Raw genomic sequence first — 12,608 nt, 5'->3', positions numbered from 1 at the left:
TCATGCTACGTTTGAATCATCGCTCAAGAAAAAGACGCGGCTTTAACAGTTCGAGTCAGGCAGGATGGCAACAACATGGTATTACACTTCACATGCAAATTTAAGTTAAGGATAAAATTTTGAAAATTTTCCCACTTAACCCACTTTTAAACAGCATTTCAAGACTGGGGCGGATATTTTCACCCTCTACCGTGATATGTTTTATATTAGAATGAAAATTAGAAGCATGATCATTAAAGGTAGCTTGTATGGAGTATTTAACCCCAAACTGATCTTTAACACAGATATTTTGTTTAAGCATTTTTTTCTCTGGAAATATTATAATAAGGAAATATCAATCTAAGGTTTTAATACTAAAGGATTTTAAATTTTAGAAACTCTATGATTGAGCTTAAATAAATTATTTGAAGAAGTATAAAAACTACGCCCATCTAGATTTAAGTCAACTTCAATACCTGACTCTAGAAGAACTCTTTTACCGACTTCCACTGTTTTTAAACCTTGACGTGTATTTTGCATTTTATTTAACGGGGTTAACGATACTAAAATTTCAGTACCATTTTGAGATTTTGCAATTAAATTATTATTTTTTAACAATTTATATCCTAGTTGTTAGATTTTCCCAATGTGGAAAGCTCTTATTAAATTTAAAAATCATAAAAAAAGCACTCATAAGTGCTTTTTTATAGTACTACTTACAATTACTTAGATAGCAACAATATTTACAGCATTCGGGCCTTTTTGTCCTTGTGCTACGCTGAATTCAACTTGTTGGCCTTCAAATAAAGTTTTAAAACCTGAGTTCGCAATTTCACTAAAATGAGCAAAAACGTCTGGACCAGCTTCTTGTTGAATAAAACCAAAACCTTTAGTTTCATTAAACCACTTTACCGTACCTTTAACGACATTAGAGTTTGACATATATATATCCTATTAATTTTTAATAATTTTTAGCCAAGCTATTGACTGAGTATAACTTTGAAATAATAAAGAATGAGACTTAAAATCTGAAAAAACGAAGGATTATAAATAAAACTGCGATACTTAAAGAAGATTTACCGAAACAAGACTTTTTTCTAGTTAAACCCACTATACACTAAAAATAAAAATAATCAAGTTTTCTTATATACATATTTATTTATTTTATAAAAAGGCCACTACGCAAAAGAATAAAGTCATCCAGCTTCTTGAAGCAGACATTTACACGACTGGATACGCCTCTCAGAGAGATTATAAAAACAAGCCAACTATTCAAGTGTATAAAACCTGAGCCTAAGCAGGATTGAGAATTAAAATAGAAGCCTATCTAAGGTGAAAATTTCTTATAGCCCATAAAAAGGACGCCTAAGCGTCCTTTTTAGAACTCTGAAAGCTGGATCAGTCAAATAAGCGGTCAAAGAATGATTTTTTCTTTGGAGAGGTCTTGCTTCCCTCACCTTCCATAGTCGCTTGCAATTCTTTCAATAATTCACGTTGACGTGCGGACAGATTGACAGGTGTTTCCACCACGATACGACAGAGCAAATCACCTTGCATGGTCGAACGTACCGGCTTCACGCCCTTACCCCGTAAACGGAACAGTTTACCGGTTTGAGTGCCTTCAGGAATTTTCAGACTGACACGCCCATCCAGAGTTGGAATCTGCACTTCTTTACCCAAAGCTGCATCCGCAATTGAAACAGGCACATCCATATACAGGTCGGCACCATCACGCTGGAAGATTTCATGCTCACGCACCACTACTTCAACGTATAGATCGCCTGACTGACCATCACGGATCGCTTCACCTTTACCGGTCAGACGTACACGGTCGCCATTGTCCACGCCCGCAGGAATAGTCACTTCCAGCGTTTGCTGACGTTCAGATACACCCGAGCCATGACATTTATTACATGGATTCTTGATGATCTTGCCCTGACCACGACAGGTGCTACAGGTTTGCTGTACCGAGAAGAAGCCTTGCTGCATACGCACCTGACCGGCACCATGACAGGTCGGACAGGTTTCTACATCATGTGGGTTTTTAGAACCTTTACCATCACAAGCCTCACAAGGTGCCGGTGCAGTAAAAGTAATGGTTTTTTTGACGCCCTTGACCGCTTCTTCCAGCGTCAGCTCCATCACATAGCGCAGGTCTGAACCACGGCGCTGGCGTTGCTGGCCACGGCCACCTCCGCCAAACGCTCCCCCGAAAATATCACCAAACTGGCTGAAAATATCTTCTGCGCTGAATCCGCCAAAGCCGCCTGCGCCGCCCCCCATACCACCTTCAAAGGCCTGATGGCCCATACGGTCATACATGCTGCGTTTTTCACTGTCGGATAGCACTTCATAGGCTTCCGCAGCTTCTTTAAACTTCTCTTCAGCTTCAGGGTTGTCCGGGTTACGGTCTGGATGATATTTCATCGCCAACTTACGGTAGGCTTTTTTAATTTCATCATCACTAGCGGTTTTAGCGATACCCAAAACCTCATAATAATCACGTTTAGCCATGTCTGGCGATGCTCCTCACGGAATTTATTTCATACTCAACTGTGGTCTGAAATTGGGGTCAAACCAAGTTTTACAAGGGGAATACTGAAAAAAATGTAGATTTTAGAAAACAGCTTTGCTTTGCGTAAATTTATGAATGCCTTTAAACCAAGCATTGATCAGGAAAATAAAGGCAATAAAGCTGAAGATGACACCAGTTACCGTACAAGCTTTTACCCAAAGCTGACTGTCCCAGGCAAAGAAAAACAGAGGAATAAACCACAGTGCTGCAAAGGCTGCCAGAACGATATAAATCACGATATTGCGCATGATCCACAAGGCCTGTGCCTGTAACCAAACTTCGGCATAATCCAGCTGGCTGACTTTACGTGCCAGCCAGTAGGCCAATAAACCACTGACCACCGTAAACAAGGCCAAAAACATGAACACATAAGCTATCCCCAGGGAACGTCGCATCTTGGTAAGAGTGTCTGAATTCATGTTTTTCAACCTTAGTGTGCTGTTCAGCACAGCGCCAAATTTACAGCAGCGTATCTTGTTCGAATTATTAAAATAGCAGGCCCTACTATATTGAAATTTTCAATATTTCGCACCTAAAATTATGACAAATTTAAACAGAATCTACACTTTTTCTTACTTTAAACCACTGCGCATATAAGGCAGGCAGGAAAAATAGCGTCAATAAAGTCGCTACAATCAATCCTCCCATGATGGCAACGGCCATCGGTCCAAAAAAGATACTCCGGGATAAGGGAATCATGGCGAGAACTGCCGCCAAAGCAGTCAGCACAATAGGCCGGCAACGGCGCACCGTGGCATTGATAATGGCATCCCACTGCGATTCCCCGGCCCGAATATCCTGTTCAATCTGGTCAATCAGGATGAGTGAGTTCCGCATGATCATGCCCGACAGCGCAATCGTGCCGAGCATGGCAACAAAGCCGAAAGGTTTATTGAAAATTAACAGGAATAGGACCACACCAATCAGCCCCAGTGGTGCGGTTAAAAACACAATCACAGCCCGGGAAATACTCTTGAGCTGAATCATCAGCAGGGTCATAACCACAGCTAAAAATAATGGCATACCGGCATTGACCGAACGCTGGCCACGAGCAGACTCTTCCACAGTCCCCCCTACCTCCAGCAGATAACCACTCGGCAGCTCAGTACGGATTTGGTCCAGCTCATCTTGCAGCTGCTTGACCACCGTTGCAGGTTGCAACTGGCTGCGAATATCGGCACGTACGGTAATGGTGGGCAAGCGGTTACGATGCCAGATCAGGCCTTCTTCAAAGCGATATTCAATCTTGGCAATTTGCGCCAGAGGCACCGCATGACCTGTTGCAGTCGGCACCGCCAGACTGCTGAGTGAACCGACATCGACCCGTTCAGCTTCATCCCCCCGCAACCGGATTTCAATCAGCTCGCGTTTTTCCCGGAACTGATCTATTACTGCCCCTGAAATCGAGCTGTTCAGGAAATTGGCCAGGTCCGTACTGCTGACTCCGAGCTGACGGGCACGGTCCTGATCGATCTCCAGCTGAATCATTTTGCTCGGCTCACCCCAGTCCAGATGGACATTGGTACTGTTCGGGTTTTGGCTCACCGTTGTCGCCACTTTCTGTGCCCATTCACGAACCAGAACCAGATCTTCTCCCGAAATCCGGAATTGCAGCGGATAGCCAACAGGCGGGCCATTTTCCAGTAAAGACACACGTGTCCTGACCTCGGGCAATAGCACCCGAATCTGGTCACTTAAGGATTTGCGGATTTCATTCCGATCTTCCAGGGAAGAGGCCAATACTACAAACTGGGCAAAACTGGTCTGGGGCAACTGCTGGTCCAGCGGCAAATAGAAACGTGGCGAACCGATGCCCACATAGGCCACATAATTGTCGATGCCCTCCTGCTTGGACAGGAACTGCTCGACCTTCCTGACCGCTGCTTCGGTGGCTTTCAGTGAAGCCCCTTCTTCCAGTTTTAAATCCACCAGAATTTCAGCACGATTCGAGGGCGGGAAGAACTGCTGAGGAACCAGTTTAAACATCACAATCGATAAGATAAAAATACCCAGGGTCGCAGCAATCACGGTTTTGCGATAGGTCACACAGGTATTGACCCAGCGCCGAAAGCCCTGATAAAACCGGGTCTGATAAGGATCATGCGCTTCCCCGGCCTGATGCACGACCGGTGCAGGTTCAGGCTGTTTGCGCAGACGTGCCCATATACGCTGATACCAAGGCGCTTTTTGCACTAAATCCTGATTAAAGTCCGGCAGCAACTTGTCCCCCAGATAGGGCACAAACAGAACTGCAGCCACCCAGGACATCAATAAGGCAATGGTCACCACCTGGAAAATGGAACGGGTATATTCGCCGGTACTGGACGCGGCTGTTGCAATCGGCAGGAAACCGGCAGCAGTAATCAAGGTGCCGGTCAGCATTGGAAAAGCGGTCGTACGCCAGGCATGACCCGCAGCCTGTAAGCGATTGAAGCCTTGTTCCATCTTGATCGCCATCATTTCAATCGCAATGATAGCGTCATCTACCAGCAGGCCGAGGGCCAGAATCAAAGCCCCCAGAGAAATTTTATGCAGCCCGACATCAAATAAATTCATGCCGGCAAAGGTCATGGCCAGCACCAGCGGAATCGAAAAGGCCACCACCAGACCGGTCCGGAAACCGAGAGAGAAAAAACTGACCAGCAGCACGATAATCACGGCCTCGGCCAGCACTTTCATAAACTCGTGGATACTGCGCTTGACCGCAACCGGCTGATCGGAAACTTTCTGTAGCTGCATGCCCAGTGGCAAGGTTTTTTGCAGACGGGCAAATTCCTGTTCCAGATTTTTACCCAGGGCAATAATATCGCCGCCTTTGCGCATCGACACCGCAATACCAATCCCATTCTCGCCCATAAAGCGCATACGAGGCTGGGCCGGGTCAGTAAAACCGCGATAAACCTCTGCCACATCTCCCAGCTGGATGGTCTGCCCATTGACATATAGCGGTAGTTGTTGCAGCTCTTCCACACTCTGCAATGCACCACTCACCCGAACCTGAATCCGGTCTGAGGCGGTTTCAAAAAAACCGGCATGGGTCATGGCATTTTGCTGCTGTAGTGCCTGTTGAATGGCAGTCACCGGAATACCGAGCTGGGTGGCTTTGGTATTGGAGATTTCAATCCAGATTTTCTGGTCCTGCAAGCCAATCAGTTCCACCTTGGCCACATCTTTAACACGCTGCAGCTGGAGTTGCAGACGGTCTGCATAGTCTTTTAGCGTGGCATAATCAAAGTCTGCGCCCTTGATTACATAGATATTACCGAAAGTATCGCCAAACTCATCATTGAAAAATGGGCCTTGTACACCTTGCGGCAGTTCATGGCTGATGTCATTGATTTTTTTACGAACGTTATACCAAACATCGGCAACTTCATTGGAATGTAAAGAATCCTTGGCAATAAAGGTCACCATGGATTCGCCCGGACGTGAATAGGCCATGATCCGCTCATATTGCCCGGTGGTCATCAGCTCTTTTTCAATCCGGTCCGTGACATGCAAAGAGACTTCCTTGGCGCTCGCGCCCGGCCAGTAAGTTTGTACCACCATGACTTTAAAGGTAAATGGCGGGTCTTCGCTCTGTGACAGCTTGGAATAAGAGACGATCCCGATCAGACCCAGCAGGATCATAAAATATAGCACCAGCCCTTTATTTTTTAAGGCCCATTCAGACAGGTTAAAGTTCATATTTAACTCCCTGCCTGAATTGTCACGCTACGGTTTTCCCGATCAATCGGATGGATTTTCTGCCGTTCATGCAGTAGATGCACACCGCCCACCACCACATAATCAGTGGCATTCAGGCCACTTAATACCGCGACACTGTCACGGCCATAGGCGCCCAGTTGCACCGGCAGCTTCTGCACCGTATGGTCCGGCTTGACCACCATCACATAAGCCTGCTGTCCATGGGCGGACACACTGGACAAGGGCACACTCAATATATTGTCATGCTGGTGCTGAAAGAAGACCCGGGCACTTTGTCCGAGCTGAATCTGGCTGTTGCCTTCGCGCAGGGCAACCTTGACCCTAAAGGTACGTGACTGATCCGCAGCAGGTGAAATCTCGCGTACAAAAGCGGCAAATTTCTCTTCGGGTTTGGACCAGAGCGTGACCTCGGCGGCCTGTCCGGTTTTGATTCCGGCAATTGCCTGTTCAGGCACTCCAATGACCACCTCACGCTCTCCGGCAATCGCCAGTTCAAAGGCTGCCTGACCTGCGGCCAGCACCTGGCCAACTTCGATATGGCGTGCAGTAATCACACCCTTCTTATTGGCAATCAGCTGGTTATAAGCCGTCTGGTTCCTGACAGTCTCATAATTGGACTGGGCCTGTTTCAGATGAGATAAAGCCGCCTTGTATTGATTATCTACGGCGTCATATTGCGAACGGCTGACGGCATTGGATGGCAAGAGCTGCTTGAAACGCTGTAATTCGTCTGATGCAACCTTACTGGCCGACTGGGCGCTTTCCAGCTGCGCACGTGCTGCATTGAGCTGTAACTGGGCATCTTTAATATCCAGCGTCGCCAGAACCTGCCCGACTTTGACTTGATCACCCACCTCGACAAAACGCTGGGTGACCTGCCCCCCGACCCGAAAAGCCAGCGCCGTTTGCTGACGCGCCTGTACTTCTCCAGCATAACTCTTCAGTTCGTGCTGTGAGGTTTTTGGCATCGTCACCATCACAAAAGGAACTTCCTGTTCGGTAGCCATCGTCTCTTTGCTACATCCGGCTAAGGCTATGCTACAAAGAATAATCATGCTGGCCAAAGCGCTCTGAATCCTGCTCATCGTGTTCGCTCTTATCTAATCGTCATTTTTAGGGCAAAATAGGCTGATATATTAAACTGATCATTTTTTAATTAATATACCACTCGGTACACTAATTAAAATAGCACCCTTAATACATTGGCTATATTGATTTTTTTTGGATGAAGTTGTGCAAATACCTGTGGGGCGACCCAAAGATCTGGAAAAGCGTCAACGTATACTAGAGGCCGCCAAGGCACTATTTCTGGCGCATGGCTATCAGGGTTCCAGCATGAACCAGATTGCGCGTACAGCCGGCGTCACGAAGCTGACGGTATATAACCATTTTCAGGACAAGGCGACCCTGTTTAGCTGCGCGATTGAACATACCTGTGAAGCTATTTTGCAGGAACATCCTCAAGTACTGGCACCAGACAGCAATTTCGCCCAGGCGCTGTATCAGGTCTGCAGCCGCTCTTTAAATATTGCCAACCGGCCGGAAGCGATCAAGCTGGATCTGCTGCTCATGGAGCTGGCCGCAGAGCAAAGTCCGCTGACCGAACGCTTTTATCAGGCCTCGCATAGCAAGCTGCACCGGGTCTGGAATGAGTTTTTTTCCCGTGCCCAGCAATTCGCGCTGATCCAGGCAGATGAACCCCAACAGCAGACCGAACTGATGGTTTCTTTACTGATGGGCATGCGTCACCATCAAGTGCTGCTCGGCCTGTGCCCACCACCGAGCCAGACTGAACAGCATCAGATCATTCAGCAGGCGATTGAGATCTTTATGCTGAAATATGCCCCTGCTCCTGCCTGAGGACTTGGCTGTTTTTTATTCTCCTGTTCCAGATCTGCTAAAAATTACAGCAAAAATCCGCTAACTTTTAGCTTTATAGGGCTTGGATTGTCACCTATTCGGGGTATAGTCAAATGATGTTCTGGGAGGGAAACACAAGAATGATTCAACAGATTGATGCACCACTACGCGAAGACGTACGTTTACTGGGAAACCTGCTGGGAGAAACCCTAAAACTCCATGCCGGACAAGATTTGTTTAATCAGGTCGAGCAGATTCGGGCTTTATCCAAAGGCGCACGTGATGGCCAGGTGGAAGCTGAAAAGCAGCTTGAACAGTTATTTCTGAGTTTGGAAGATCATGAAATCCTGCCTCTGACCCGTGCTTTTACCCATTTTCTCAACTTTGCCAATATTGCCGAGCAATACCATGTGGTGCGCCGCCGCCGTCAAAGCGAGTTTGATGAAACGGCTGAGTCTCCTAATCCGCTGGTACCCTTATTTGAAAAATTCAAGCAGCAGGACATTAGCGCAGACACCCTGTATCAACAGATCTGTGAATTAAAAATTGAACTGGTGCTGACCGCACATCCAACCGAGGTCAGCCGCCGTACCCTGATTCAAAAATATGATGACATCAATGACTGCCTGTCAAAATGTGACCAGCAGAAATTGACACCACGCGAACGTCAGGCTGTACTGAATGAACTGAAACAGCTGATCACCTCTGCTTGGCAAACGGATGAAATTCGTCAGCATCGCCCGACACCGATTGATGAGGCAAAGTGGGGCTTTACCACCATTGAACAGACCTTGTGGAATGCCGTACCCAAATTCATTCGTGAGCTGGATGGCCTGGTACAGGAACACTGTACCCAGCCTCTGCCTCTGAGCGTCGCACCAGTACGCTTTGCTTCGTGGATGGGCGGCGACCGCGATGGTAACCCGAATGTGACCCATCAGGTGACTCAGGAAGTACTTTGGCTGTCACGCTGGAAAGCCGCAGACCTGTACCTGCGCGATATTGAAGATTTACGTTGGGAACTCTCGATCCAGCAATGTAGTGAAGAGCTGCAACAGGCACTCGGACAAGCACATCCGGAACCGTACCGTGAATATCTACGTGATACCCGGGAACGTCTGAAAGCCACCCGCAACTGGCTGGCCGAGAAACTACACAATAAAGATGCCGATGATAGCCGGGTCATCAAAAGCAAAGATGAGCTGCTACAGCCTCTGCTGCTCTGCTATCGCTCATTACAAGCCTGCAATCTGCCTGAGATTGCCAATGGCAAACTGCTTGATTTTATCTACCGGGTAAACAGTTTCGGAATCGAATTGCTAAAACTGGATATTCGCCAGGAATCAGGCCGCCATCGTCAAGCGATTTCTGCCATTACTGAATATCTGGGACTGGGTAATTTTGAAACCTGGACCGAACAGGCGCGTCAGAACTTCCTGTTGCAGGAATTACAGAGCAAGCGTCCGCTGCTGCCTAAACATCTGAATGAACCGGTAGGCAGCCTGATTCAACATCCAGATGTGCAAGAGGTCTTTGCCACCATGCGTACTCTGGCGGAACAGCCAAGTGAATGTCTGGGGGCGTATATTATTTCCATGGCGGAATATCCAAGTGATGTACTGGCCGTGCTGTTACTGCAAAAAGAAGCCGGCATTAAAACTCCGTTACGGGTTGTGCCTTTATTTGAAACCTTAAAAGACCTCGACGGCGCAGCCAGCACCATGTCGACCTTGTGGAATATGCACTGGTACAAACAGCATATTCAGGGCAAACATGAGGTCATGATTGGCTATTCAGACTCAGCCAAGGATGCCGGCTTTATGTCTGCCAACTGGGCGCAGTATCGTGCTCAGGAAGAGCTGACCGTGGTTGCCAAACAGCATGGCATACAACTGACCTTATTCCATGGTCGAGGCGGTTCAATCAGCCGGGGCGGCGCACCTACCCAGCAGGCACTGTTCTCGCAGCCACCCGGTTCAATTTCCGGTACCATCCGTGTCACTGAACAGGGGGAAATGATTCGCTTTAAGTTTGGTCTGGAAGGCATTGCCCTGCAAAATCTGGAAATTTATAGCGCTGCAACCCTAGAAGCCACTCTGTTGCCACCCCCTGAGCCTAAACCAGAATGGCGTGAACTGATGCACCAGATGACTGATCTGTCGGTTCAGGTCTATCGCCAGACAGTTCGTGAAAACCCTCATTTCGTCAAATACCTGCGCACTGTAACGCCAGAGCTGGAATTGCAGATGTTGCCACTCGGTTCACGCCCGGCCAAACGTAAAGTTAGTGGCGGGATTGAGTCCCTGCGCGCCATTCCCTGGGTATTTGCCTGGACTCAAATTCGTCTCATGTTGCCGGCTTGGCTAGGCACAGGCGCTGCCATTAATCAGGTGATCGATCAGGGGCAAAAAGAGCTGCTGAATGAAATGCTGCAACAATGGCCGTATTTCCAGACCCTGATTGATATGCTGGAAATGGTGCTTTCCAAAGCAGATGGTCATGTGGCGCTGTATTATGAGTCGCATTTAACCGAGGATGAAGATCTAAAAGTCTTGGGCAATGAACTGCGTCAACGCTTAAAAGACGCGGTACAAACCCTGCTGGCGTTAAAAGGCGAATCAAAACTGCTGACCAGCAATGACATCCTGGATCAGTCCATGCGTGTGCGAAAGCCTTATCTGCTTCCCCTGCACCTGTTACAGGCCGAACTGATGAAACGCCGTCGCAGCTATCTGGCTGAGCAAAATGCCGAGCATACCCCGGTTGACCATGCCTTGATGGTCAGTATTGCCGGAATTGCTGCCGGTTTACGCAACACCGGCTGATCTGTTCAGCTTAACTGAAAGCACATCTACCCGATGTGCTTTTTTATTGAGCAGTCAATTGCAGAAATAATATTTATTTCATAAATCGAATAAAATTTATTTATACATGACATGTAGCCATAATCAATTAATCAATCCACTGATTTAGTTTTGTTTTTAATATAGACACTTTTACCGATTGGTAAATTATTTAAGAAACTCAGTGAATTAATTTGAACAAAATACGACTGGCAGCAATTAAATCTTCTACAGAACCAGAGTATGATGTGCACAATTTATCTTAAGAGTGCTCATTTTATGGCCAACTGGTTTCCAAAATGGCGCCCCTATCAGGGCAATATTGATGCACGACCGGTAGGTACTGCAGAATATTTACCTCCTGCACAAACTGTGGTGCTTGGTGTCCAACATGCCTTTGCCATGTTTGGTGCAACCGTGCTGGCGCCTTTTTTAATGGGATTTGATCCCAATCTGGCCATTTTAATGTCCGGCATCTGTACCCTGCTATTTTTTCTGATCACCGGGGGACGTGTTCCAAGTTATTTGGGTTCCAGTTTTGCCTTTATTGGTGTGGTGATTGCCGCAACCGGTTATGCCGGTGCAGGTGGCGGTTTAAATCCGAATATTGGAGTGGCAGCAAGCGGGATTATTGCCTGCGGTATTTTATATGCCTTGATTGGGGTGGTGGTCATGGCCACCGGTAAACGCTGGATTGAAAAACTGATGCCGCCAGTGGTGACTGGCGCTGTGGTCATGATCATTGGCCTGAATCTGGCACCTGCCACCGTGAAAAACGTGATGGGCAATGATTTCAACTCCTGGATGGCCTTGCTGACCGTGATGTGTATGGGGTCGATTGCCGTCTTTACCCGTGGCTTGCTGCAGCGTTTGTTATTGCTGATCGGTCTGCTGCTGGCCTATTTGGTCTATTATCTTCTGAGCAATGTCATGGGTTATGGCACCGCCATTAACTTCTTGCCGGTTCAGCAAGCCGCCTGGTTCGGGATTCCCGAGTTTCATTCTCCGACCTTTGATGCCAATGCCATGCTGATCATTGCACCGATTGCATTTATTTTGGTGGCCGAGAATCTGGGGCATATCAAAGCCGTAGGTGCTATGACAGGTGAAAACCTTGATCCGCACATTGGCAAAGCCTTCGTGGCCGATGGCATCGCCACCTCGCTTGCAGGCAGTGTCGGTGCTCCTGGCATGACCACCTATGGTGAAAATATCGGGGTGATGGCTGTGACCCGAGTGTACTCGACCATCATTTTTGCCGTGGCCGGTGTTTTTGCCATTTTCCTCGGATTATCACCCAAGTTTGGTGCCATTGTGCATACCATTCCAACCGCCATTCTGACCGGGGCATCGATTGTGGTATTTGGTCTGATTACCATTGCCGGTGCAAAAATCTGGATTGAAAACAAAGTCGATTTTTCACAAAATAAAAACCTGATGGTCGCAGCCGTGACCATTATTCTGGGCACAGGAGACTTTGCCCTGAACTTCGGTAATTTTACGTTGGGCGGTATTGGCACAGCAACCTTTGCAGCGCTCTTTCTGAACTGGTTCTTTGCTTTGGGTGAAAAAAAATAAGCCAGATTCATATAAAAAAAGCAGCCATAAGGCTGCTTTTTTTATATCGCCAGAATTGTTTAAAT

Annotated in this window: 10 protein-coding genes; 3 read left to right on the top strand and 7 right to left on the bottom strand. The window is 47.4% G+C overall.

Annotated features, from left to right (window positions below; translation table 11 throughout):
- Window positions 1–100 precede the first annotated feature (100 nt).
- The 7 genes from E2K74_RS08575 to E2K74_RS08545 form a co-directional block, all read right to left on the bottom strand.
- Window positions 101–301: a hypothetical protein gene (locus tag E2K74_RS08575; protein ID WP_151207177.1), complete on the bottom strand. Its 201-nt coding sequence runs from the start codon at window positions 299–301 to the stop codon at window positions 101–103.
- A gap of 62 nt (window positions 302–363) precedes the next feature.
- Window positions 364–597, bottom strand: a complete 234-nt coding sequence (locus tag E2K74_RS08570) for a hypothetical protein (RefSeq protein WP_151205464.1) — start codon at window positions 595–597, stop codon at window positions 364–366.
- 108 nt (window positions 598–705) lie between these two features.
- Window positions 706–921, bottom strand: coding sequence for a cold-shock protein (locus E2K74_RS08565; RefSeq protein WP_151205465.1), 216 nt, complete (start codon window positions 919–921; stop codon window positions 706–708).
- A gap of 456 nt (window positions 922–1,377) precedes the next feature.
- Window positions 1,378–2,493 (bottom strand): molecular chaperone DnaJ, encoded by a 1,116-nt coding sequence (gene dnaJ / locus E2K74_RS08560; RefSeq protein WP_151207175.1) that lies wholly within the window; start codon window positions 2,491–2,493, stop codon window positions 1,378–1,380.
- A gap of 102 nt (window positions 2,494–2,595) precedes the next feature.
- Complete coding sequence (locus tag E2K74_RS08555; RefSeq protein ID WP_151207173.1) at window positions 2,596–2,973, bottom strand: hypothetical protein; 378 nt, start codon at window positions 2,971–2,973, stop codon at window positions 2,596–2,598.
- Between the two features lie 130 nt (window positions 2,974–3,103).
- Entirely contained in the window at window positions 3,104–6,241 is a 3,138-nt protein-coding gene (locus E2K74_RS08550; protein WP_151207171.1) for an efflux RND transporter permease subunit, read from the bottom strand.
- A gap of 2 nt (window positions 6,242–6,243) precedes the next feature.
- Window positions 6,244–7,347, bottom strand: a complete 1,104-nt coding sequence (locus tag E2K74_RS08545; protein ID WP_151207169.1) for an efflux RND transporter periplasmic adaptor subunit — start codon at window positions 7,345–7,347, stop codon at window positions 6,244–6,246.
- A gap of 148 nt (window positions 7,348–7,495) precedes the next feature.
- On the opposite strand from E2K74_RS08545, the gene E2K74_RS08540 reads away from it, so the two are divergent.
- The 3 genes from E2K74_RS08540 (at window position 7,496) to E2K74_RS08530 (ending at window position 12,543) form a co-directional block, all read left to right on the top strand.
- On the top strand, window positions 7,496–8,122 hold the full coding sequence (locus tag E2K74_RS08540) for a TetR/AcrR family transcriptional regulator (protein WP_151207167.1): 627 nt from the start codon (window positions 7,496–7,498) through the stop codon (window positions 8,120–8,122).
- 140 nt (window positions 8,123–8,262) lie between these two features.
- Window positions 8,263–10,947, top strand: a complete 2,685-nt coding sequence (gene ppc, locus E2K74_RS08535) for a phosphoenolpyruvate carboxylase (RefSeq protein ID WP_151207165.1) — start codon at window positions 8,263–8,265, stop codon at window positions 10,945–10,947.
- Between the two features lie 297 nt (window positions 10,948–11,244).
- Window positions 11,245–12,543 (top strand): solute carrier family 23 protein, encoded by a 1,299-nt coding sequence (locus E2K74_RS08530; protein WP_151207163.1) that lies wholly within the window; start codon window positions 11,245–11,247, stop codon window positions 12,541–12,543.
- The last annotated feature ends 65 nt before the right edge of the window (window positions 12,544–12,608 follow it).

Origin of the sequence: Acinetobacter sp. RF15B (assembly GCF_007558235.1) — a bacterium.
In the GTDB taxonomy this organism is placed as follows: Bacteria; Pseudomonadota; Gammaproteobacteria; order Pseudomonadales; family Moraxellaceae; genus Acinetobacter; species Acinetobacter lwoffii_C.
Note: the sequence above shows the minus strand (reverse complement) of the source record. Positions and strands in the feature narration are given on the sequence as shown.